Annotated in this window: 20 protein-coding genes; 11 read left to right on the plus strand and 9 right to left on the minus strand. The window is 61.6% G+C overall.

From position 1 onward, the window contains the following. Window positions 1–122 precede the first annotated feature (122 nt). Both C8C92_RS12925 and C8C92_RS12930 read right to left on the minus strand, forming a co-directional pair. Window positions 123–2,690, minus strand: coding sequence for a tetratricopeptide repeat protein (locus C8C92_RS12925; protein ID WP_165829417.1), 2,568 nt, complete (start codon window positions 2,688–2,690; stop codon window positions 123–125). 262 nt (window positions 2,691–2,952) lie between these two features. Continuing rightward, window positions 2,953–4,629 (minus strand): electron transfer flavoprotein-ubiquinone oxidoreductase, encoded by a 1,677-nt coding sequence (locus tag C8C92_RS12930; protein ID WP_207780998.1) that lies wholly within the window; start codon window positions 4,627–4,629, stop codon window positions 2,953–2,955. Window positions 4,630–4,880: 251 nt separating this feature from the next. Between C8C92_RS12930 and C8C92_RS12935 the strand changes: the two genes are divergently transcribed. Continuing rightward, a complete protein-coding gene (locus C8C92_RS12935; protein ID WP_034752351.1) occupies window positions 4,881–5,657 on the plus strand; it encodes an SDR family oxidoreductase in 777 nt (258 codons plus the stop codon). A 30-nt stretch (window positions 5,658–5,687) separates the two neighbouring features. Here C8C92_RS12935 and C8C92_RS12940 read toward each other — a convergent pair whose 3' ends face one another. After that, window positions 5,688–6,254, minus strand: a complete 567-nt coding sequence (locus tag C8C92_RS12940) for a LuxR C-terminal-related transcriptional regulator (RefSeq protein ID WP_099759549.1) — start codon at window positions 6,252–6,254, stop codon at window positions 5,688–5,690. Between the two features lie 147 nt (window positions 6,255–6,401). Here C8C92_RS12940 and C8C92_RS12945 point away from each other — a divergent pair, with 147 nt between their 5' ends. Together C8C92_RS12945 and C8C92_RS12950 are read left to right on the plus strand one after the other, a co-directional pair. After that, on the plus strand, window positions 6,402–7,100 hold the full coding sequence (locus C8C92_RS12945) for a CoA transferase subunit A (RefSeq protein WP_116744142.1): 699 nt from the start codon (window positions 6,402–6,404) through the stop codon (window positions 7,098–7,100). Window positions 7,101–7,121: 21 nt separating this feature from the next. Further along, a complete protein-coding gene (locus C8C92_RS12950; protein WP_071077802.1) occupies window positions 7,122–7,772 on the plus strand; it encodes a CoA transferase subunit B in 651 nt (216 codons plus the stop codon). A 50-nt stretch (window positions 7,773–7,822) separates the two neighbouring features. Here C8C92_RS12950 and C8C92_RS12955 read toward each other — a convergent pair whose 3' ends face one another. Continuing rightward, a complete protein-coding gene (locus C8C92_RS12955) occupies window positions 7,823–8,233 on the minus strand; it encodes a DoxX family protein (RefSeq protein ID WP_099764159.1) in 411 nt (136 codons plus the stop codon). Window positions 8,234–8,469: 236 nt separating this feature from the next. Next, window positions 8,470–9,807, minus strand: a complete 1,338-nt coding sequence (locus C8C92_RS12960; protein ID WP_243420192.1) for a dicarboxylate/amino acid:cation symporter — start codon at window positions 9,805–9,807, stop codon at window positions 8,470–8,472. A gap of 226 nt (window positions 9,808–10,033) precedes the next feature. Here C8C92_RS12960 and C8C92_RS12965 point away from each other — a divergent pair, with 226 nt between their 5' ends. From C8C92_RS12965 to C8C92_RS12975, 3 genes are read left to right on the plus strand one after another with little or no spacing between them, the layout of a single operon-like run. Continuing rightward, window positions 10,034–10,915 (plus strand): alpha/beta hydrolase, encoded by an 882-nt coding sequence (locus tag C8C92_RS12965; protein WP_116744144.1) that lies wholly within the window; start codon window positions 10,034–10,036, stop codon window positions 10,913–10,915. A gap of 46 nt (window positions 10,916–10,961) precedes the next feature. Then, complete coding sequence (locus C8C92_RS12970) at window positions 10,962–11,312, plus strand: RidA family protein (protein WP_099759545.1); 351 nt, start codon at window positions 10,962–10,964, stop codon at window positions 11,310–11,312. 32 nt (window positions 11,313–11,344) lie between these two features. Next, the gene (locus C8C92_RS12975) at window positions 11,345–13,597 is read left to right on the plus strand and encodes a bifunctional (p)ppGpp synthetase/guanosine-3',5'-bis(diphosphate) 3'-pyrophosphohydrolase (protein WP_116744145.1); all 2,253 of its coding nucleotides are present in this window, start codon (window positions 11,345–11,347) and stop codon (window positions 13,595–13,597) included. A gap of 60 nt (window positions 13,598–13,657) precedes the next feature. On the opposite strand, the gene C8C92_RS12980 is transcribed toward C8C92_RS12975, so the two are convergent. The 3 genes from C8C92_RS12980 to C8C92_RS12990 all read right to left on the minus strand — a co-directional run bounded on the left by C8C92_RS12980 (window position 13,658) and on the right by C8C92_RS12990 (window position 16,269). Beyond that, entirely contained in the window at window positions 13,658–14,608 is a 951-nt protein-coding gene (locus C8C92_RS12980) for a cation diffusion facilitator family transporter (RefSeq protein ID WP_099759543.1), read from the minus strand. 118 nt (window positions 14,609–14,726) lie between these two features. Continuing rightward, entirely contained in the window at window positions 14,727–15,602 is an 876-nt protein-coding gene (locus C8C92_RS12985; protein WP_099759542.1) for a pirin family protein, read from the minus strand. A gap of 67 nt (window positions 15,603–15,669) precedes the next feature. After that, complete coding sequence (locus tag C8C92_RS12990; RefSeq protein WP_071077794.1) at window positions 15,670–16,269, minus strand: NAD(P)H-dependent oxidoreductase; 600 nt, start codon at window positions 16,267–16,269, stop codon at window positions 15,670–15,672. Between the two features lie 125 nt (window positions 16,270–16,394). Here C8C92_RS12990 and C8C92_RS12995 point away from each other — a divergent pair, with 125 nt between their 5' ends. Next, a complete protein-coding gene (locus C8C92_RS12995) occupies window positions 16,395–17,300 on the plus strand; it encodes a LysR family transcriptional regulator (protein ID WP_099759541.1) in 906 nt (301 codons plus the stop codon). Between the two features lie 17 nt (window positions 17,301–17,317). Here C8C92_RS12995 and asd read toward each other — a convergent pair whose 3' ends face one another. Continuing rightward, window positions 17,318–18,166 (minus strand): archaetidylserine decarboxylase, encoded by an 849-nt coding sequence (asd, locus tag C8C92_RS13000; RefSeq protein ID WP_116744146.1) that lies wholly within the window; start codon window positions 18,164–18,166, stop codon window positions 17,318–17,320. Between the two features lie 386 nt (window positions 18,167–18,552). Here asd and C8C92_RS13005 point away from each other — a divergent pair, with 386 nt between their 5' ends. From C8C92_RS13005 to C8C92_RS13020, 4 genes are all read left to right on the plus strand, one after another. Next, a complete protein-coding gene (locus C8C92_RS13005) occupies window positions 18,553–20,634 on the plus strand; it encodes a TonB-dependent receptor (RefSeq protein WP_243420193.1) in 2,082 nt (693 codons plus the stop codon). Window positions 20,635–20,751: 117 nt separating this feature from the next. Further along, on the plus strand, window positions 20,752–21,990 hold the full coding sequence (locus C8C92_RS13010) for a DEAD/DEAH box helicase (protein ID WP_116744148.1): 1,239 nt from the start codon (window positions 20,752–20,754) through the stop codon (window positions 21,988–21,990). Window positions 21,991–22,056: 66 nt separating this feature from the next. Then, window positions 22,057–22,674 carry an LON peptidase substrate-binding domain-containing protein gene (locus C8C92_RS13015; RefSeq protein ID WP_099759537.1) on the plus strand — a complete coding sequence of 206 codons (618 nt, stop codon included), beginning with the start codon at window positions 22,057–22,059 and terminating at the stop codon, window positions 22,672–22,674. 142 nt (window positions 22,675–22,816) lie between these two features. Continuing rightward, the gene (locus tag C8C92_RS13020) at window positions 22,817–23,560 is read left to right on the plus strand and encodes a DNA-binding protein (protein WP_099759536.1); all 744 of its coding nucleotides are present in this window, start codon (window positions 22,817–22,819) and stop codon (window positions 23,558–23,560) included. The last annotated feature ends 137 nt before the right edge of the window (window positions 23,561–23,697 follow it).

The raw sequence follows: 23,697 nt of genomic DNA on the forward strand, positions 1-23,697 counted from the left end.
GAGTGGTTACACCGTGCCAGGCCCCGCCATGCTGAAAAGCCGTCATTGAAGAGGGCCGCGCCTTTCGGTGATATTGCGTTACCTGGTCTGGTAAAAACAGCAAGTCCATAATGGGGGCTCATTCAAGCTTGCTCGTCGGCCGGTTTGACAAGCTCTTCCATGGCGCTTGCCTCGAACGAAATTGGCTGATCGCTGGCACACCAACGTTGCCACATATGACGCAGGGCGACTTCCAGCCCCTGGGTAATCTTGTCGGGCCGCCCGCTGGCCGCGTTGCGCATCCGTTCGCGCATTTCCAGGCGAATGCCGGCAAGCCGGCCGGGATCGCTGGCGTGCGCCACTCCTTTGGCGAGGAACTCTTCTTCTCCGTGGGCGATGAAATCCTGCAATCCCGCATCCGACAGGATGGCGGCACTGGCGTAGCCTGGCAAGGTGGAACCCACCATGGTCAATGTGGGCACACCCATCCACAAGGCGTGAAAGCAGGTGGTGCTGCTGGTGTACGGGTAGGTGTCGAGGCAGAGGTCGACCTGGCTGTGCAATGCCAGGTAATCGTGCATATTGGTGTAGCCATGAAACGTCAGCCGGTCCGCGTCGATGCCCTCGCGGGCAAACCACGAACGCAGCCTGTCGCTGGCCTGCTTGTTGGGCATAGCCGCGAGCAGCATTTTTGCCTCTGGCACCATGCGCAACAATGCGGCCCAACGGGCGATAACACCACGGCTCAGTTTGCCAGCCCGATTGAAGCTGCCAAAAGTGATGTAGCCATTTTCGATCGCCGGTGCCGGGCTGATCGCAGGCGCTTCGGGAGATGGCAGAAAAGGCGCGGTAGCAGGCAAGCGCACCAACTTCTCGGTGAACTGGTTGTCAAGCTCACCGGGCGGTGAAAAATAGCGATCCGTCAGAAAATAATCCATCGCCTGCAAGCCTGTGGTGCCTGGGTAACCGATCCAGCTGAGCTGCAGCGGTGCCGGCTTGCGCGCAAAAGTGGGCAGGCGATTGAAGCCGGTATGGCCCGACAGGTCGATCAGGATGTCGATCGCGTCACTGGTGACCAGTTGCGCCAGCTCCGCATGGCTCAGTTTTTCAACCTGGCGCCAGACCGCGAACAGGCCGTGCAGGTGCCGGCTGACATGGTCGTCGTGAAAGCTGTTGGCGTAGGCCACGATTTCCACTTGCCGGGATTGACTCAAGCATTCGAGGATGGGCGTGATGAAATTTGCCACCGGGTGGTTGTGCAGGTCGGCTGAAACAAAACCGATGCGCAGCGTGCGCTCGGGATCACGTACATTGGTATGCTGCGGCCAGGAGGCGCGCAACGGCGCCTCGAAATGCTCGGCATACTTCAGGTGTTCGGCAAACAGGGTGGCCGCGTCGATGTCCTGGCTATGCGTCAGGTAGAACAGCAGGTTGCTGTGCAATTCATCCCAGTCCGGGTTGATCTTCAGTGCTTTGCGGCAATGCACGATGGCTTGGTCGATACGGCCCAGGCGGCTCAATGCGTCACTGATATTGACATACGCCCTGCGGTGATGCGGATCGAGTTTGACCACGGTTTCAAAACTGTTGACGGCTTCGCTCAGGCGGCCCATCTCCATCAGGCAAGTGCCCAGGTTGACATGCGCGGCGGTCGATTTTGGCCCCAGCTTCACGGCGCGCCGGCAGCTTTCCAGCGCGGCTTCGCGCTGTCCCATATCGTTCAGGGCGGCGGCGATATTGCTGTGGGTGACAGGATTGTCCGGTGCCAGCAGGGCCACTTGCCGGAAGGACGCCAGCGCCGCCTCCAGTTGGCCGTCTTCCTGCAGGGCCATGCCGAGGTTGTTGAGGGCGTCGATATTATTGGGTTCCAACAGTAGCGCCGCCTGGTAGATGGCGATGGCCGGCTCCTTGCGCCGGGTTTCACGCAACAGGTCGGCGTAATGCAGCATGGGTGCGGCGAGCGAGGCGTCGAGCGCGATCGATTGCCGGTACGCGCTTTCGGCCTCGGCCGTTGCGCCGAGCGCATGCAAGCTGCGTCCCAGGCCATGGTAGTGTGCCGCGTTTGCCGTCGGCAACGCCGTGGCGTTGCGATAGCTGGCCGCCGCCTGCGCATTGCGATCCAGCCGGAACAGTACATTGCCCATGCCGCCATGCGCCATGGCGTTTTCAGGATCCATTTCCAGCGCTGCCGCATAGCTTTGCAGTGCCGCATCCGGCCGGTTCAGGGCGACGTGCACGTCGCCCAGCTTGCGATGAATGTCGGCTGCGCCCGGTTCCAGTGTCAGCGCCTGGCGATAGCTCGACTGCGCCAACTGAAATTGTTGCTGCGCCACCAAGACATCGCCCTTGCCACGATGCGCCATGGCCAGCGCGGGATCGATGTCCAGCGCGCCGCCATAGCATTCCGCGGCTTCCTTCAGATGCCCTTGCGCTTGCAGCACGTCGCCCAGGCGGCTGAGCGCCTCGGCAAAGGCTGGCGCCAGTTCCAGGGCGCGCATGAAATATGGCATGGCCAGGTCGGGATGGCCGCCATCCATATGGGCATTGCCCAGGTGAAGATGGGCTTCGGCGTCGTCGGGTGCCAGTTCCACCGTCTTCTGCAGGGCCGGCAAGGCGTCCTTGCCCTGCAGCCGCAAGGCCATGCCCAGCACGCTCCAGGCCAGCGCCGACATGGGGCAGGCGTCCACCATGGCGCGTGTCGCCTCCTCCATCTGGAGTTGCTCACCGCTTTCATACAGGCGAACGATGTGATCGATTTCCTGTTGACTCGGCTGTTGAACGTCGCTCGGCGGCGATGTTGCGGGATCGGTAGCGTGCATGAGAGGAGGGGAGAGTGTATGCCACCTTCGATTGTAACGGTTGGCAGTGCTTTGTAGAAACATCTTCTTCAGAAAGTTCAGTTTGAAAAAAATGGCGTGGACATCTTGCGACGTCCACGCCATTCTACCTCGCTGCTTGCCAGGAATCAGTAGCTTACATATTCGGATAATTCGGTCCGCCGCCGCCTTCCGGCGTCACCCACACGATGTTTTGCGTCGGGTCCTTGATGTCGCAGGTCTTGCAGTGCACGCAGTTCTGCGCATTGATCTGCAGGCGTTCGGCGCCGTCGTCATTCTTCACGAACTCGTACACGCCGGCGGGACAGTAGCGCGCTTCCGGACCCGCATACATGGCCAGGTTGACGTCGACGGGCACGCTGGCGTTCTTCAACGTCAGGTGGATCGGCTGGTCTTCCGCGTGGTTGGTGTTCGAGATGAAGACGGACGACATCTTGTCGAACGTCAGCTTGCCATCGGGTTTCGGATACACGATCTTTTTCGACTGGGCCGCCGGTTTCAGGCATTCGTGGTCGCCATGCGTATGGTGCAGGGTCCATGGCGCCTTGCCACGGAAGAGGAGCTGGTCGACGGCCGTCATCACGCTGCCCAGGTACAGGCCTTTCGACAGCCAAGGCTTGACGTTGCGCGCCACGTGCAGCTCTTCATGCAGCCAGGATTGTTCAAACGCAATCGGATAGCTGGCCAGTTCGTCGTGCTGGCGCTGTTCGCCCAGCGCGCCAAACGCCGCTTCGGCCGCCAGCATGCCGCTCTTGATGGCGGCGTGGCTGCCCTTGATGCGGCTCATGTTCAGGAAACCTGCATCGCAGCCGATCAGCGCGCCGCCGGCGAACACGAGCTTTGGCAGCGACTGCAGGCCGCCGGCCGTGATCGCGCGCGCGCCGTACGAGATGCGCTTGCCGCCTTCGAAGAACTTGCGGATTTCCGGATGCGTTTTATAGCGCTGGAATTCCTCGTAGGGAGACAGGTACGGGTTTTCGTAGTTCAGTCCCACCACATAGCCGACCATCACCTGGTTGTTTTCCAGGTGGTACAGGAAGGAGCCGCCATAGGTCTTCGCGTCCAGGGGCCAGCCCGTCGAGTGGATCACCAGGCCTGGCTGGTGCAGGGCAGGGTCGATTTCCCACAATTCCTTGATGCCGATGCCGTACGATTGCGGATCCTTGCCGGCGTTCAAGTCGTACTTGGCCATCAATTGCTTGCCCAGGTGGCCGCGCGCGCCTTCGGCGAACAGGGTGTACTTGGCGTGCAATTCCATGCCCAGCTGGAAGTCGGGACCCGGTTCGCCATCGCGCTTGACGCCCATATTGCCGGTCGCCACGCCTTTCACGGAGCCGTCGTCGTTGTAGAGGATTTCCGCGGCAGGGAAGCCGGGGAAGATTTCCACACCCAGGTTTTCCGCCTGCTGGCCCATCCAGCGCACCACATTGCCCAGCGAGACGATGTAGTTGCCATGGTTTTCAAAGCAGGCCGGCACGGCGAAGTTCGGCGTTTTGTACGCTTTGGTTTCCGTCAGGAACAGGATGCGGTCTTCCGTCACTGCCGTGTTCAGGGGCGCGCCCAGTTCTTTCCAGTTCGGTATCAGTTCGGTCAACGCTTTCGGGTCCATGATGGCGCCGGACAGGATATGCGCGCCCAGTTCGCCGCCTTTTTCCAGCACGCAGACGGACACTTCCTGGCTCTTTTCAGCGGCCAGCTGCTTCAGGCGGATGGCCGCCGCCAAGCCTGCGGGGCCACCGCCGACGATCACCACGTCATACTCCATGGTCTCGCGCGGTCCGTACTGTTCAACTAAGTTATTAGGCTGTGTCATGGTCTCGATTGTTAGTCACTAAATGGGTGGGTGAGGAATCTTCGAATAAATTTAAGCACGAGTGTGCTTGTTTTTGGCGAGGATTGCAACTTTGGCGCCATTTTGCGTGACATTGCCCCTCGCCGCAATCTAAATCCGGCCATTTTGTGTAATGATGGCGTTTACCTTTGCTCAAGTGTGACGCAGGGTATTTTGCCCCTGTGCCAGTGGCACGGTGTAAAGTGTTATCTAAAACAAAACAGGAGTAGCTCGTGGGCATAGAAGTCAATTTCGAGGGCAAGATTGCCCTGATTACCGGCGCATCGAGCGGCCTCGGCGCGCGCTTTGCGAAAGTGCTGGCCCAGGCGGGCGCGCAGGTCGTGCTGGCGTCGCGCCGCACCGAACGCCTGAAGGAATTGCGCGCCGAAATCGAAGCCGATGGCGGCGCCGCGCACGTGGTGTCGCTCGACGTGACCGACTTCGCCAGCATCAAGTCGGCCATCGCGCATGCGGAAACGGAAGCGGGGCCCATCGATATTCTCGTCAACAATTCCGGTGTCTCCACCACGCAACGCCTGGTCGACGTCACGCCCGAAGATTACTCGTTCGTGATGGACACCAACCTGCGCGGCTCGTTCTTCGTGGCCCAGCAAACGGCCAAGCGCATGATCGCGCGCGCCAAGGGCGACCCGAAGAAACAGCACCGCATCATCAATATCGCCTCGATGGCGGGCTTGCAAGTGCTGCCGCAGATCGGCGTGTATTGCATGAGCAAGGCCGGCATGGTGCACATGACGCGCGCCATGGCCGTGGAGTGGGGCAAGTATGGCATCAACACCAACGCCATCTGCCCCGGCTACATTTCCACCGAGATCAATGAAGATTATTTTGCCACCGAGCAGGGCAAGAAGCTGATCGAGATGCTGCCGAACAAGCGTCCGGGCAAGCCGGAAGATCTGGACGGGCTGCTGCTGTTGCTGGCGGGCGAGGATTCGCACTTTATCAACGGCGCGATCATTTCCGCAGACGGTGGCATGAGCACGTTTTAATCCCCGCGCTGAAACCGGCAGTTGCGGCCCCTAGCGCTGCAGCTGCAGTCCCACCAGCTTGTGCACCAGCTCGGATGAGGTCGCGGCGGCGAATTTGCGCATCAGCTTGGCGCGGTGCATTTCCACCGTGCGGGGGCTGAGGTCGATCTGGCGGGCGATGACCTTGCTGGTCTTGCCTTCCACCAGCAGCGCGGCGATTTCACGCTCGCGCGGGGTCAACTGGGCCGTCACGGGACGTTTCTCGCTGACATCCTCGAACGTCCAGATGCCCGCGCCCAGTGGCTGGCCCGGCAGCATGGCGTGGCCCGTCACATGGCACCAGAACAATTCACCATTACTGCGGCGCATGATGCGCTCGTCCGAATAGCGGCCCTTGGTGTTCATGATGGGGATGATGCGGTCACCCGTGCGCAGGAATTCGTCGTGCGTGGGGTAGAGTACTTCGAAGGACTGGTCGTCGAGCTGGGCGCGCGCATAGCCGAACATGGATGCCAGCGCCTCGTTGCAGCTGCGCATGATGCGGTTTTCCGACATGCACATGCCCACGGGCGCGTGCAGGAAGATGCTTTCATAATCGATGGCTGACGCGGCGTTCATCTGATACGTATCACTCTCACAGGGGGATTGCTGGCACGGCGCCGGTAGTTCTACGGTATTGTACTTTCCACTCGCGTATTTTATGCTGAGTCGCTGCCTGAGTCATGGACTCAAGACCAAAGCTTAACAAAAGATAGAGGGACACCCATGAATAAAGTTTATCCTGACGCCGCCTCGGCGCTGGCCGGTATCGTCCAAGATGGCCAGACCATCGCCGTCGGTGGCTTCGGCCTGTGCGGCATTCCCGAAGCCCTGATCGGCGCCTTGCGCGATTCGGGCGTGACGGGCCTGACGGCCATTTCCAACAACGCCGGCGTGGACGGCTTCGGCCTGGGCCAGTTGCTCACCACGCGGCAGATCAAGAAAATGATCGCCTCCTACGTGGGCGAAAACAAGGAATTCGCGCGCCAGTACCTGGCCGGCGAACTGGAACTGGAATTCACGCCGCAAGGCACCTTGGCAGAGAAACTGCGCGCCGGTGGCGCCGGCATTCCCGCCTTCTTCACCAAGACGGGCGTGGGCACCATCGTTGCCGACGGCAAGGAACTGCGCGAATTCGATGGCGAACAATACGTGATGGAACGCAGCCTCGTAGCTGACGTATCGTTGGTGAAAGCCTACATGGCCGACCGCGCCGGCAATTTGGTTTACCGCAAGACGGCGCGCAATTTCAACCCGAACGTGGCCATGGCCGGCAAGATCACCATCGTCGAAGTGGAAAAACTGGTCGAAGTGGGCGAAATCGATCCGGATCAGGTGCATACGCCGAGCATCTTCGTGCACCGCATCGTGGTCAACGCGAACCCGGAAAAACGCATCGAGCAGCGCACCGTGCGCGCCGACTAAATACAAGATTGGGAGATGATCATGGCTTGGACACGTGACGAAATGGCCGCGCGCGCGGCAAAGGAATTGCAGGATGGCTTTTATGTGAACCTGGGCATTGGCTTGCCGACCCTGGTGGCGAACTATGTGCCGGACAATATGGAAGTGTTTTTGCAGTCGGAAAACGGCTTGCTGGGCATCGGCCCGTTCCCCACCGACGCGGAAGTCGATGCCGACCTGATCAACGCCGGCAAGCAGACGGTGACGGCCTTGCCCGGCGCCGCCTACTTTAGCTCGGCTGACTCGTTTGGCATGATCCGCGGTGGCAAGATCAACTTGGCCATCCTGGGCGCCATGCAAGTGTCGGAAAAGGGCGACCTGGCGAACTGGATGATTCCAGGCAAGATGGTCAAGGGCATGGGCGGCGCGATGGACCTCGTCGCCGGCGTCAAGCGCGTCGTCGTGCTGATGGAGCACGTGGCCACGGCCAAGGATGGCACGACGTCGCATAAATTGCTGAAACAGTGCGACTTGCCGCTGACGGGCGTGGGCGTGGTGGACGTCATCATCAGCGACCTGGGCGTCATCGACGTGACGGAAAACGGCTTGAAGCTGGTGGAACTGGCGCCGGGCGTGACCAAGGAGCAAGTGCAGGCGGCCACGGGTGCCGAGCTGGATGTTTCGGCCGTATAAATGGCTTGTTGTATGGAATGAAAGGGCGGACAGCGATGTCCGCCCTTTTTTTATGCGCCCGCCTTGCCGCGCAAGCCATCCAGGCTGTAGGCGCCGGCGCCCGCAGCGGCGAAGTACAGGAAGGTGAAGCAGTACATCACGGCCATTTCGCCGCCGTTCAGGATCGGCAGGAAACCGTTTGGCGCGTGCGCCATGAAATAGGCGGCCGCCATCTGGCCCGACAGGATGAAGGCGACGGGGCGCGTGAACAGGCCCACCAGCAGCAAGCTGCCGCCGACCAGCTCGATGACGCCGGCCGCGCCCATCACGGACAACAGTTGCAAGCCATCGAACATGGCCACATGCGGCGCGCCGAACAGTTTTGCCGTGCCGTGCTGCAGGAAGAGGAAACCGAGGATGATGCGCAGCAGACCCAGCAAGCGTGGGGACCAGGTGGCGTAGAGGGCGGGCGAGAGGGACATGGCGTACTCCATTCAAAAAGTGGATGGTTCGGTGTCAGGCTTGCATTAACGCAATGTCATTATGCGGGAGCCTGGCGGCGAACAGGTGACAGCACTGTAATGGTTTTTTATTCATTGATCATCATGATAAATATTGATGCATGATTTACTGTTGGTTGATGATGCGATCAAACTTGCGCGCAATGCAAAAAGCCCCGAAGATCGCTCCGCGGGGCTTTTCAATATTGACTTACCGCTTACTTGACGATATTCACGCTCGGTGCGACGTAGGCGTCGTCGGTCGGGTGGGTGGGATTGGCCAACTCGCTGTGCAGCTTGTCCATGTCCAGTTCTTTTTCCCATTTCGACACGACGATGGTGGCCACGCCGTTGCCGACAAAATTGGTCAGCGCGCGGCATTCGCTCATGAAGCGGTCGATGCCCAGGATCAGCGCCATGCCGGCCACGGGAATCGTCGGCACCACGGCCAGGGTGGCGGCCAGGGTGATGAAGCCGGCGCCCGTGATGCCGGACGCACCTTTCGAGGTCAGCATCGCCACGCCCAGGATGGTCAGTTCCTGCCAGATGGTCAGTTCCGTGTTGGTCGCTTGTGCCACGAACAGGGCTGCCATGGTCATGTAGATGTTGGTGCCGTCCAGGTTGAACGAGTAGCCGGTAGGCACGACCAGGCCGACCACCGGTTTCGAGCAGCCCAGGCGCTCGAGTTTTTTCATCAGGGCCGGCAGTGCCGATTCCGACGAGCTCGTGCCCAGCACGATCAGCAGTTCTTCCTTGATGTACAGCAAGAAGCGGCCGATGGAGAAGCCCGTGTACTTGGCGATCAGGCCCAGCACGACGAAGACGAACAGGAAGCAGGTCAGGTAGAACGAACCCATCAGTTTAGCCAGCGGGATCAGCGAAGCCAGGCCGTATTTGCCGATGGTGAAGGCCATCGCGCCGAACGCGCCGACGGGAGCGACTTTCATGATGATGTTGACCATGCCGAAGATGGCATGCGACAGGTCGTCGATCAGCTTGGTGACCGGACGGCCGCGCTCGCCCAGCAGGGACAGCGAGAAGCCGAACAGGATGGCGATCAGCAGCACTTGCAGGATGTCGCCCTTGGCGAACGCATCGACGAAGGTCTTCGGGATGATGTTCATCACGAAGTCGACGGTGCTCATGCCTTCGGCGTGCGTGTATTGCGCGATCGACTTGGCGTCCAGGTGGGCCGGATCGGCATTGAAGCCGGCGCCTGGTTTGAGGATGTTAGCAACCAGCAAGCCGATGGCCAGCGCGAAGGTGGAGACCACTTCGAAGTACAGCAGCGCCTTGCCGCCTACGCGGCCGATCTTCTTGACGTCCTGCATGCCGGCGATGCCGGAGACCACGGTACAGAAGATCACCGGGGCGATGATCATCTTGATCAGTTTGATAAAGCCGTCGCCCAGCGGTTTCATGTCGACGGCGTTCGATGGGTAGAACACCCCCAGCAGCACGCCTGCCACGATGGCGAACAGCACCTGGACATACAGGATTTTATAGAATGGTTTTTTCACGAGTGGTCTCCTCTTGCGGGTTGATGCTGCGATCATCCGCCCATTGCCGGGCCGGCTCAATTGTGGATAACCGCAGATATGCAGTTTCGCTATATCGGGTATTGCGCCATGGCGAAGGTGCCAGTGCTGTGCTGCGGCGCAGCATTTCAGCCGTGCGCTTGGAGCATTGCCCGCGCTGCGCTACACTGCCGTAGCGTCGCGCGCGGGACATCCCTTGGCAGGCAGAAAGCGGTGCTCTTTTTATATCAAATAAGGAAATCGCATGATCGAAGCCAGCATCAAGTCAGTGCAATGCATCTCGCCGGCGGGCTTGCACCGCATGTCGTATAAAGAGTGGGGTGCGCCCGATAATCCGAACGTGCTCGTCTGCGCCCATGGCGTGACGCGCGTGGCGGACGACTTCGACAACCTGGCACGCGCCATGGCCAGCGATTACCGCGTCATTTGCCCCGACGTGGTCGGGCGTGGGCGCTCGGGCTGGCTGGCCAATCCCCAGTTTTACCGCGTACCGCAATATGTGAGCGACATGGTGACCCTGCTGGCGCGCGTGCTGGCCAATGGCGAGCGCCAGACGGTGGACTGGTTCGGCACCTCGATGGGCGGCTTGATTGGCCTGGGCCTGGCATCGTTGCCGGACAGCCCGATCAGCAAACTGGTACTGAACGATATCGGCCCGACCCTGGCGCCGGAAGCCTTGCAGCGCATCGGCGACTACATTGGCCAGGACTTGCGTTTCGAAACCTTCGAGCAGGGCGCCAGGTTTGTGCGTGACGTGTCCGCCAGCTTCGGCCCGCACACGGACGCGGAATGGCATAAACTGGCGGTGGATGTGTTGCGTCAGGATAAGGATGGCCACTGGCGCCGCCACTATGATATGGGCCTGGCCATGCCGTTCCGTTCGGCCACGCCGGAATCGGCGGCCAGCGACGAAGCCATGCTGTGGGCCGCGTATGATGCCGTGCGCTGCCCCACCTTGCTGGTGCGCGGGTCGGAGTCCGATTTGCTGTCGCACGCGACGGCGCAGATCATGCTGGGCCGCGGCCCGAAGGCGCAGCTGGTGGAAATCGCCGGCGTGGGCCATGCGCCCACCTTCGTGCACGATGACCAGATTGCCATCGCGCGCAAGTTTTTGCTGGGCAAGTAATCATCAGTAACGCTGTACAGATTTTGAAACAACCGAAAGAAGAAGCATGGAAATTACACGACTGCACGTAGGCAAACGCCTCTCCGAAGTAGCCATACACAACAACACCATCTACCTGGCTGGCCAGATCGCCGAAGACACGACGCAAGATATCGTCGGCCAGACACGCGAAGTGCTCGGCCATGTCGACCGTTTGCTGGCGGAAGCGGGCAGCGACAAGACCTGCATCCTGTCGTGCCAGATCTACATTGCCGACATGAAAGACTTCGATGGCATGAATGAAGTATGGGATGACTGGGTCGCGTCCAGCCACACCCCGCCGCGCGCCACCGTAGAGGCGAAGCTGGCCAATCCGGCATGCCTGGTTGAAATCGTCATCATCGCTGCAGAGCGCTAGGTTATTTAGTTTTTCAGTTTATAAGGCAATACATGGTTTCCATCTCGGCCCCGAATAGCGTCACCTCGGAACAACTGGTAGAGGGCTTGAGTGCGCCGGACAGCGCGCGCGTGCTGGACGCGTTCGCGTATGCCACCGAAGCGTATGGCGACAAGCAGACCTTTGCCGGCCGTTCTGCGCTGGAATTCGCCATCGGCGTGGCCACCACCCTGGCTTTCCTGCGCAGCGATGCGGAAACGCGCATTGCCGGCCTGATGTTCGAGCTGACCCTGCTGGAGCCGGATACGGCGGCCGATATCGAGCCGCGCTTCGGCAAGCAGGTGTGCGACCTGGCGACAGGCGTGCGCCAGCTGATCCGTTTGCGCGCGCTGACCCAGGCGCAGCACGGCAGCGCTGCCGGTCGCGGCAAGAATGCGGCGCAGCAAGCCGTGGCCCAGGTGGAAACCTTGCGCAAGATGCTGCTGGCGATGGCTTCCGACATGCGTGTCGTGCTGGTGCGCCTGGCCGCTTGCGTGACGACCTTGCGTTACTTTGCCGAACTCAAGCTGTTCAACGAAATGACGCGCGAATACGGCAAGGAAACGCTGGATTTGTACGCGCCACTGGCCAACCGCCTCGGCATCTGGCAGTTGAAGTGGGAACTGGAAGATTTATCGTTCCGCTTCATCGAACCGGAAGCGTATAAACGCATCGCCAAGATGCTGGAAGAAAAGCGCATGATGCGCGAGGGCTTTGTTTCTTCGGCGATTCTGCGCCTGCAGACGGAACTGGCTGCAGCCGGTATTCAGGCGGAAGTGTTTGGCCGCCCAAAACACATTTACAGCATCTGGAACAAGATGCGCGGCAAGGAACTCGATTTCACGGCCCTGTACGATGTGCGCGCCTTCCGCGTCATCGTTTCCGACGTGAAAACCTGTTACACGGTGCTGGGCGTGGTGCACAATATCTGGACCCCCATCCCGAAAGAATTCGACGATTACATTTCGCGGCCGAAACCGAATGGCTATCAGTCGCTGCACACAGTGGTGACGGCCGAGGATGGCCGCCCGCTGGAAGTGCAAATCCGCACCAATGAAATGCACAGCTTTGCCGAATACGGCGTGGCCGCGCACTGGCGCTACAAAGAAGAGGGCGGCTCTAATTTTGCCGGCCAGAAATACGACGAAAAGATCGCCTGGCTGCGCCAGTTGCTGGCGTGGAAGACGGAAGTGGCCGACGCCGTCGTGGGCCAGGAAGAAATTCAGCGCGAATGGGTGGAAAAGCTCAAATCGGCCACCCTGGACGACCGCATCTTCGTCATGACGCCGCAGGCCAGGGTGCTGGAATTGCCCGTGGGCGCCACGCCCGTCGATTTTGCCTATCACTTGCACACGGACGTGGGCCACCGCTGCCGTGGCGCCAAGGTCGATGGCATCATGGTGCCCCTGAATACGCAATTAAAGAATGGCCAGACCTGTGAAATCATCACGGCCAAGGGCGCGCCGGGTACGGCCGGACCATCGCGCGACTGGCTGGGCGCCGGCTACGCCGTCAGCACGCGCACGCGCTCGAAGATCCGCGCCTGGTTCCACGCCATCGACATGCAGGAAACCCTGGCCCATGGCCGCGCGCTGGTGGAAAAATCCCTGCAGCGCGAAGGCAAGACGGCCGTCAATCTGGAAGCGCTGGCGCAAAAGCTGGGCTTTGCCAAAGTCGACGAGCTGTTCCTGTCGGTGGGCAAGGATGAATTCAGCCTGCGCCACGTGGAGCAGGCGCTGCACGACAATGGCGAAGTGGTGGTGCCGGAAGACGCTGTGCTGGTGGGAAAAAGCCGCGCGTCCAGCGTGGAGCAGGGCGCCAAGTCCGGCGTGCTGGTGGTGGGCACCGAGGGCTTGATGACGGTGCTGGCCAAGTGTTGCAAACCGGCGCCGCCGGACAGCATCGTCGGCTTCGTCACGCGCGGCAAGGGCGTGTCGATACACCGCGCCACCTGCAAGAATTTCGAGGAAATGCGCGCCAAGGCGCCCGAACGCGTGATCTTCACGGAGTGGGGCAGCACGGGAGTGCACGACACGGTATATCCGGTCGACGTCTTCATTCTCGCCGGCGACCGCCAGGGCTTGCTGCGCGACATCTCCGAAATCTTTTCGCGAGAGAAAATCAACGTCATCGGCGTCAACACCCAAAGCGCCAAGGGCCAGGCCCGCATGACCTTTACGGCCGAGATCAGCTCGACGGCGCAGTTGTTGAAGGCGCTGAATGTGATCAAGGATGTGAGTGGTGTGCTTGAGGCTCGGCGTAGCTAGTCTTTGCACCCCAAGGACAGATGCCGGGGTCGTACCCTGAGGGTACGACCCCGGTCCTTGCTAGTGGGTTTTGTCACCCTGATGCAACCCCGCCATCGCCGCCGTCTCCGGCTGCAAGGTAATATGGTCGATGCCATGCTTGGCCAACAGCATCTTCTTGATCGCGCGCAAGACCTTTGGCCAATGGTCGAGGTGTTCGATTTCCACGTGGCCGATCAGGGCTGGCTGGCCTGGCGACATGTCCCATACATGCAGATCGTGCACGGCAATCACGCCGTCCACTTGCTCCACGTCCGTGCCCACGGCGATATAGTCGATGTGCAGGGGCACACCTTCCATCAGGAAGTGGTACGACTCTTTCAATACCCCGAAAGTCGATTTCAGGATCAGCAGGGACACCAGCACCGACAGCAGCGGGTCGATCTGCATCCAGCCCGTAAAGTAAATCACGGCGCCGGCGATGATGGCGGCGACCGAACCGAGCAAATCGCCCATCACGTGCACGAGGGCGGCGCGCGTGTTGACGCTTTGCTTGTCTTTCGACAAGACCCACGCCACCACCACGTTGATCGCCAGGCCGATGAAGGCGACGATGAAGACCATGCCGCCCTTGACAGGTTGCGGGGCGGAAAAGCGCAGCGCGGCCTCATAGCAGATCCAGCCCACCACGCACAGCATGGCCAGGCCGTTGACGAAGGCGGCCAGCGCCTCGGCGCGGCCGAAGCCGAACGAGTGGCGCGGCGACGGCGGGCGGCGCGCGATCAGTTGCGCCAGCAGGGCCAGTCCCAGTGCGGCCGCGTCCGTGACCATGTGGCCCGCATCGGAAATCAGGGCCAGCGAATTGGACAGGAAGCCGGCCGCCACCTCGATGCCGGCAAATGACAGGGTCAGTCCCAGCGCCCACGCGAGGATGCTCTGGCTGCGCCCCTCGAACGAGTGGGTGTGCTGGGCGTCGCCCTTCAGGTGGGCGTGCAAATGGGTGGCGTCGTGTTCGGTGTGCGTCGGCGGCATGGAATGCTTTGTGGAATGAGGTTGCCGTCAGTGTAATTGAAAAGCAACAACATAGTCGGCACGTAAAAAAAACCTGCAGGCCCGGAGGCGCTGCAGGTTTTTCCTGGAGCAAATAACGTTACTGCGCCGCCGTCTCGCCAAACTTGCCTTCGCGGAAGTCCTGCACGGCCTGGAACACTTCCGCCTGGGTATTCATGACAAACGGGCCATACTGCGCGATGGGCTCGTTCAAGGGTTGGCCGGCGACGAGAATCACGCGGCCGCCTTGCGGCGCTTCGATGCGCACGCCGTCGCTGCCCGGCGTGTTGGCGAAGATGGCCATGCGCAGGGCGGGCACGCCCTTGCCGTCCACCTGCACTTCGCCACGGAACGTGTAGAGGAAAGCGTTATGGCCTGGCGGCAAGGGCTGCTCGAAAGTGCTGCCGGCCGGCAAGTCGATGTCGAGATACAGCGGCTCCGTCAGCTCGCGCTGCACGGCGCCCGTCACGCCATGGCTCTCGCCGGCGATCACTTGCACGGCCACGCCGTCGTCCGTCGTGTAGCGGGGGATCTCGGCGCTGGTAAAATCGCGGTACCACGGCGTGCGCATCTTGTCGCGCGCAGGCAGGTTCAGCCATAGCTGAAAACCTTCCATCACGCCTTCTTCCTGTTCCGGCATTTCCGAGTGGATCACGCCGCTGCCAGCCGTCATCCATTGCACGCCGCCCGAGGTCAGCAAGCCTTCGTGGCCCGCGCTGTCCTTGTGGCGCATGCGGCCCGTGATCATGTACGACACCGTTTCAAAACCCCGGTGCGGATGCTCGGGGAAGCCGGCGATATAGTCGTTCGGCTTGTCGCTGGCAAAGTTGTCGAGCATCAAAAACGGGTCGAGACGGCGCTGCAGCTGCTGCGTCAGCACGCGGTTGATCTTCACGCCGGCGCCATCCATGACGGCCTGGCCGGCGATCACGCGCTCGACGCCGCGTGGCTTGTTGACGGTGGTGGTATCGCTCATTGTGTTCTCCAGTTGGGAAGAACGGCGCTCGTGCGCCGCCCCGGTTTGATGCCCATCAATCTTTGACTTACACCAGGATCGCGTTGATCTCGGCGTCCGCTTGCGCCTGCGCCTTGGCCACGGCTTCCGGGCCCATGCCCATGCCTTCCGAATACACGTATTGCACGTCCGTCAGGCCCAGGAAACCGAACATGGTGTTCAGGTAAGGCACTTGGCTATCGTTGGCGCTATCGCGGTGCAAGCCGCCGCGGGACAGGCCCACGTAGACTTTCTTGCCGGTCAGCAGGCCCACGGGGCCGTTTTCCGTGTACTTGAAGGTGACGTTGGCGCGGGCAATCGCGTCGAACCAGCTTTTCAGTTGCACGGTGATGCCGAAGTTGTACATCGGTGCGCCGATGACGATCACGTCCGCCGCTTGCACTTGCGCAATCAGCGCGTCGTCCAGGGCGATGCGGGCCGCTTGTTCCGGCGTGCGTTTGTCGGCCGGGGTGAACAGCGCTTGCAGGGTCGGCTCGTCGAGCACGGGGTGCGGTGCGGCAGCCAGGTCGCGGCGCGCCAGGGTGGCGCCAGGGTTGGCGGCTTGCACGCGGGCAACGATGGCGTCAGCCAAACGGGTCGAGGCGGAACCGGTGCTGCGGGCGCTGGAATTGATTTGCAGGATGTTCATCTTGTTTTCTCCGTTGTGAGGTGTCTTGCGATGGATGAACTATAGCAATTCCAAAATTGATGCGGAAGCCGTTAAAATGGATAACATTAATCCACTCATGGAACAATCGAGCGTAAAGGTAGTGTATGGATATCGATCCCGGAGATTTGCTGCTGTTCGCGCGCGTCGTCGAGTGCGGCAGTTTCAGTCGTGCCGCCCAGCGCGTGGACTTGCCCAAGTCGACCCTGTCGCGCCGCATTTCGCTGCTGGAAGCGAAATTGGGTGAACGGCTGTTGCTGCGCACCACGCGCAAGCTGGCGCTGACGGAATTTGGCGCCAGCCTGCTCGACCATGCGCGCAAGGTGGTCGAGGAAACGGAAGCGGCCGGCGCGCTGGCCCAGCACCGCCAGGCGGGACCCAGCGGCTTGCTGCGCATTTCCATGCCGGCCGACTTCGGCGACGCGCTGATGCGCCAGGTGCTGGCCGAGTTCGTGCGCCGCTACCCGGCCATTTCGCTGGAGCTGGACTTGTCGGCGCGCCGCGTGGATTTGCTGGAAGAAAATTTTGACCTGGCCATCCGCATGGGCAACTTGCCCGACGACGCCAGCCTGGCCGCGCGCCGCGTGGCCTTCAGCACCCTGTCCCTGTATGCCTCGCCGCAATACACGAGCGTGCACGGCTTGCCCGAGCATCCCGACGACCTGTATGGCCACGATTTGCTCAGCTTGCCCCGCGCCGTGCATGGCCTCGTGCACTGGACTTTGATCCGTGGCAAGACGACGTGGGAGCGCGATTTACCCGTGCGGCTGCTGGCCAATTCGCCGGAATTGCTGGTGCGCATGGCCTGCACGGGCGTGGGCATCGCGGCCAGCACGGACCGTTTCGCCAAGACCTATGTGGAGACGGGGGAACTGGTGCGCGTGCTGCCGGAGTGGAGTTTCCCGCTGGTCACCGGCTGGGCCGTGTTTCCCGGCCGGCGGCTGATGCCGGCCAAGACGCGCGCGTTTCTCGACCTGATGGAGGAAATGTATCAAACGGACGCGCCCGTGTAGGCGCGCATCCTGCTCGCTTACATGGACACGTTGCCCATGACTTCGCCCAGCTGCACGGGGCCGGCCGGTTGCCAGTTGGCATTGAAATTGATTGTGCCTTGCGGGAACAGCATCACGACGGTGGAACCGAGCAGGAAGCGGCCCAGCTCTTCGCCCTGTTTCAGCACCACATTGTCGTTGGCATAGCTCCAGTCGCGCACCTGGCCCGTGCGGGGCGGGTTGACGACGCCGTGCCAGACGGTGGCCATGCTGCCGACGATGGTGGCGCCGACCAGGGTCATGACGAAGGGGCCATTGGCCGTGTCGAACACGCAGACGACGCGCTCGTTGCGGGCGAACAGGCCGGGAATGCCGCGCGCCGTCGTCGGGTTGACGGAGAACAATTCACCAGGGACATAAATCATGCGCGTCAAGCGGCCATCGCACGGCATGTGGATGCGGTGGTAGTCGCGCGGGCTCAGGTACAGATTGGCGAAGCTGCCGTGTTCGAACTGGGCCGCCAGGGCCGCATCGCCGCCCACCAGGGCCGTGGTGCTGAAGTTGTGGCCCTTGGCCTGGAAGATCTGGTCCTTGTCGATGCTGCCGAACTGGCTGATGCGGCCATCGACGGGGCAGACGTAGTCGGCCTGGGCCAGCGGACGGGCATCCGGGCGCAGCGCGCGCGTGAAAAAGTCGTTGAAGCTCGTGTAGTGCGTGATGTCCGGGTCCAGCGCCTCATCCATGTTGACGTTGTAGCGGCCGACGAACCAGCGGATCAAACGCGTCGTCATGGCGCCGCCTTTGGCACCAGCGATGCGGCCGGCAAAGTTGGTCAACGCTCCTTTTGGAAGCAGATATTGAGGCAAAACGGCAAGACGGTCAGACACGATGGGAAGCCTTTGACGGGGTGATGGGAACAATGATGAAAACGCATTATAGCGGCGATGTGGCGCGCAATGATATGCGCCGTATGCAAGGGTGCGTATCACAGCCTGCTGCCGAATTTAATTTGCTATAGGAAATATTTTCAGGAAACTGTGCCAGTCGGAAAAAATTGCAGCACAATATAGCGGCCTGTTTTTTAGCATTTAGCCATTTTTATTCAGCCAACTTTTTTAGCCAGGTCATGATGCCACGCCGTTGCCTTCGCCTTACCGTCCTTTGTTCCGCCGTTTTACTTGCCTGGAATGCCCAGGCCCAGCAATCCGAAGCGCCCGCCGCCTCTGAGGCCGCCGGTGCGCCACTGAAGGCTGAAAAGCCTGCCGCGCCCGCCATGCAGAGCGTCGAAGTCAAGGGCAGCGGCTATGATCCGCGCCGCGACGATACGGCCAGCAAGATGGTCGTGGGCAGCGAGGAAATCCTCAAGTATGGCGACACGAATGTCACCGACGTGCTCAAGCGCTTGCCCGGCATTACCGTGTCCGGCGCGGCCGGGCGCTCGGGCGGTGAAATCCGCATGCGCGGCCTGGGCAGCGGCTATACGCAGATATTGCTTAACGGCGAACGGGCGCCGGCCGGTTTCTCGCTCGACACCCTGTCGCCCGACGTGATCGAACGCATCGAGATCCTGCACGCGGCCAGCGCCGAATACAGCACGCAATCGATCGCCGGCACCATCAACGTAGTGCTGAAAAAGGCCGTCAAAACAGCGCAGCGCGAGCTCAAGCTGGGCGTACAGGGCAGCGACGTGAGTTTCTCGCCCAGCGTCAATCTGCAACTGTCCGACCGCGACGGCAATTTCTCGTATTCGATGGCCGGCTCGCTGTTTCGCTACGATTATCACTATGACAATCCCGGACTGGAACTGGGCTATGCGCCTGACGGCCGGCAAAACCTGCTGCGCCGCACGAATGGCACCGGCGATGGCCGTCCGGAAGGCATCAATCTGTCGCCGCGCCTGAACTGGGTGCTGGCCGGCGGCGACAATCTGACGGCGCAATTCTTTTTCAATGGCGGGCGCTCGAATCACCGCAATGTCAGCCGCGCGCAAACAGAGCAGGGCTTGCGCCCCGACTACGACACGAATACGGGCAGCTCGAGCAACCACAATGCCTTCGGCCGCAGCGACCTGACGTGGATGCACAAGCTGGCTGGCGGCGCCAGGCTGGAACTGAAAATCGGCGCCTCGGCCGCCCGCAATACGTCCGACAGCCTGCAGCAGGGCTTTGTCGACGGCAGCGGCCTGGCGCTGGAGCGCCAGGTGGGCGTGAAGGCGACGGAAAACGGCGTCAGTTCCACCGGCAAGTATTCCACGCCCTTGCTGCCGGGCCATGCCCTGTCGATGGGCTGGGATGGCGCGCACACGCAGCGCGACGAAACGCGCCGCCAGCGCGAAGCGGCCCTGGGCGTGTCCGGCGCGCGCCCGCCCGTCAACAGCGACGAGGGTTTCGACGCCACCATCCAGCGCCTGGCCCTGTTTGTGCAGGATGACTGGGAAATCACGCCGCGCTGGTCCATGTATGCGGGCGTGCGCTGGGAAGGCATCGATACGCGCAGCGCGGGCGATACCTACGACGAAGTGCAGCAGCGCACCAGCGTGTGGAGTCCGTTGCTGCAAACTCTGTGGAAGTTGCCCGATACTAAGGGCGACCAGGTGCGCCTGGCCCTGACGCGCACCTACAAGGCGCAGCCCACGGCGAGCCTGATTCCGCGCCGCAATACCTCGACCAACAACAGCCAGACGGACCCCGACCGCGAAGGTAATCCGTACCTGAAACCGGAGCTGGCGCTCGGCATCGATGCTTCGTACGAACATTACTGGGCCGAGGGCGCCTTGCTCAGCGCGCGCGCCTCGGCCCGCCGCATCGACGGCTATACGCGCCAGGGCTTGCTGTTCATCAATGACCGTTGGGTATCGACGCCCGTCAACGATGGCCGCGCGAATACGCAGACACTGGAACTGGAAGCGAAGTTCCCGCTGCGCGCCGTGTTGTCCGCGCCCGTGCCGGCCATCGACTTGCGCGCCAGCGTCAGCCGCAACTGGTCGCAAGTGGAGCAGGTACCGGGGCCAAACAACCGGCTCGACCAGCAAACCCCCATCAGCGGCAACTTCGGTCTCGACTACAAGACGCCCGATGGCGTGCTGACCACGGGTGGCAGCTTCAATTTCCGCAATGGCGGCCCGGTGCGCATCACCGAGCGCCAGAGCGCCTATACGTCGCCGCGGCGCGACCTCGATATTTATGCGCTGTGGAAATTCGATGCGAAGAACCAGCTGCGCCTGGCCGTGTCGAACTTGCTGGCGCAAGACTTCGAAAGCGACACCATCTACACGGATGCCAGCGGCACGATCGCCCGCAACAGCATTTCGCCGAGTTCGCCGCAGGCGCGCGCGACCCTGGAAATGAAGTTTTGACGCGTTTGTTTTAACGCTGAAACCCCGGCCGGCATCCCCGCTGGCCTATAATCTCGGCAATTGCGCGCACGGCCCGTCCGTGCGCGTCACCTTTTACTTTGCCAAGATTGCTTCCCCATGACGTTTTCCTCCCTCGGCCTGATCGATCCCCTGGTCCGCAAACTCGATGAGCTCGGCTATGCCAAGCCCACGCCCGTGCAGGCGCAAGCGATTCCTGCCGTGCTGGCCGGCCGTGACCTGATGGCCGCCGCCCAGACGGGCACGGGCAAGACGGCCGGCTTTGCCGTGCCGCTGCTGCAGCGCCTGGCCCTGGAAGGCGTGGTGGCGCCGCAGTGCGTGCGCGTGCTGGTGCTGGTGCCCACGCGCGAACTGGCCGAGCAAGTCTATGCCAGTTTCCGCAGCTATGGCGGCAACCTGCCGCTGCGCAGCTTTGTCGCCTACGGCGGCGTGCCCATCGAGCCGCAGATCAGCAAACTGCGCAAGGGCCTCGACGTACTGGTGGCCACGCCGGGCCGCTTGCTGGACTTGCAGACGCAGGGCGCCGTCAAGTTCGAGCAAGTGCAAACCCTGGTGCTGGACGAGGCGGACCGCATGCTGGACCTGGGCTTCGAGCGCGAGCTCGATATATTGCTGATGACAATGCCCAAGCAGCGCCAGACCCTGTTGTTCTCGGCCACCTTCTCGGACGCCATCCGCGCCATGGCGAAAACCATGCTGAAGGATCCCGTCTCGGTGGAAGTGAGCGCGCGCAACAGCACGGTCAAGGCCGTGAAACAGTCGGTCATCGTGTGCGACAAGAAACGCAAGCCGGAACTGTTTTTGCACTTGCTGAAGAAAAAGCGCTGGGGCCAGGTATTGGTCTTCGTCAAGACGCGCAAGGGCGTTGAGCTGCTGGTGAATACCTTGCTGGAGCAGGGCGTGCGCGCCGATTCGATTCACGGCGACAAGACGCAGCCGAACCGCCTGCGTGCGCTGGCCCGTTTCAAATCTGCCGAGGTGCAAGTGCTGGTGGCCACCGACGTGGCCGCCCGTGGCCTGGACATCGATCAATTGCCCGTCGTCGTCAATTTCGACTTGCCGACGGTCGCCGAAGACTATATCCACCGCATCGGCCGCACGGGCCGCGCGGGCGCTTCGGGCGAAGCCATTTCCCTCGTCTGCGCCGACGAGGTGGAATTGCTGTCGGCCGTGGAAGCGCTGACGCGGCAAACCCTCAAACGCAATGAGGAACCCGGTTTCGAGGCCGAGCACCGCGTGCCGGGCACGTCCGCCGGCGGCACCATCCAGAAAAAGGCCATCAAGGTGCTGGCGCCGAAGGCGGCCGAGCGGGCCAAGAAAAGGCGCTTTTACAAGTAATCGGCGCAGTCAAGCTGACAAGGCAAGCGCGCAGCACGGATATGCCATTCGTGCCATCATGCGGCTATGACCTCGATACCTTTGTTCCCGCTCAATACGGTGCTGTATCCCGATGGCTATCTGCCCCTGCAGATCTTCGAGGTACGCTACCTGGACATGATACGCAAGTGCATCATGGGCGAGCAGCCGTTCGGCGTGGTGCAACTGCTGGACGGCGCGGAAGTGCGCAAGCCGGGCCAGCAAGAAACGCTGGCGCCCGTGGGCACCTTGGCGCGCGTCATCGACTGGGCCGCGCCCCTGTCGGGCTTGCTGCAAATCAAATGCATGGGCATGCAGCGCTTTCACATCGTGTCCAGCGAGCAGCTCAAGCACGGCTTGTGGATGGCGCAGGTCGAAACCTTGCCGCCCGACAAGACCATTCCCATTCCGCAAGAGCAGCAGAACGTCGCCGACGCGCTCGGCGCCCTGATCCGCACCTTGCAGGAGCAAAAGATCCCGCCTGAGCAAATGCCCCTGCAACCGCCTTTCCGCCTCGATGAGTGCGGCTGGGTGGCGAACCGCTGGTGCGAGCTGCTATCCCTGAGCGCCATGCAAAAGCAATTGCTGCTGAGCCAGGACAATCCCGTGCTGCGCCTGGAACTGGTGCAAGATATGCTCACTGAAAATGGTTTGCTCGAAGAGTAAATCCGCTGAAGCCGCATGTTTTCTCACGCTCGCGTTGTGCAATTGCAATCTCTATTGAGAAATACTTTACGCTTTGCCGCCGCTGGCATAAGATAGTGCCCCTGGGCAAGATTGCCTTGGGCAACATTCAAGAGCAGACGACATGGCAAAAGTAAGCGCGGAACAGATCAATGCGGCAATGGAAGCGATGGCGGGTGAAGGACATGCCATCACGGTGCGCGCCTTGCGCGAACGGCTGGGCAACGGCGCCTGTCTGGGCACGATCAGCAAGCTCTTGCTGCGCCGCAAGGCGGGTGCGCAACGCCAGATCGCTGCCGCTGCTGAACTGTCGCCCGTGCTGCAGCAAGCCATCCTCGATTATGTAGGACAGGAATTAAGCGCCAGCCACAGCGCGCACGAAGCCGAGATGAACGACAATCAACAGGAATTGATGGATCTGGCCAGCGAGAACGAGCGCCAGCAAGAGTTGCTCGACCTGCAGGCGGGTGAACTGGAAACCTTGCGCGGGGAACTCGAACGCGAGCGGCAAGTGGCGAACCAGGCGCGCACGGACCTGGCCAAGGCGCAGCTGCGCCTGGAAGGCTTGCCACGCCTGGAAGAGGCGGCCGAGCAGGCGCGCATGGATCTGGCCAAGGCGCAATTCAAGCTCGAAGGCATCCCACGCCTGGAAGAGGCTGCCGAAGCGGCGCGCGCCGAACTGATCCAGGCCCAGCTGAAGCTGGAAAGCCTGACGCGCGTGGAAACGGAACTGGCGGCCGCCCGCCTGGAACTGGAAGCGGAACGCGAAGAGCTGGGCGAAACGCGCGCCGAGCTGGACGAAGAGCGCACCTTGCGCATCAAGGCGCAGCAGTTCATCGTCGACCCCATCTTCAAGACGCCTGTCTGAGGACGCCTGACCAAACCTGCTGCGCGTTGGTATAGGCGGCTTGCGATGCTCACCGCACCTCAGTGCGGTTGCGCTTCTCGGCCGCCTCTCCCTTCCGCTCGCGACGGTTTTGTCAGGTGTCGATGCGTCGTAGGGAA

Source organism: Janthinobacterium sp. 78, assembly GCF_003096775.1.
Taxonomy (GTDB): domain Bacteria; phylum Pseudomonadota; class Gammaproteobacteria; order Burkholderiales; family Burkholderiaceae_D; genus Janthinobacterium; species Janthinobacterium tructae.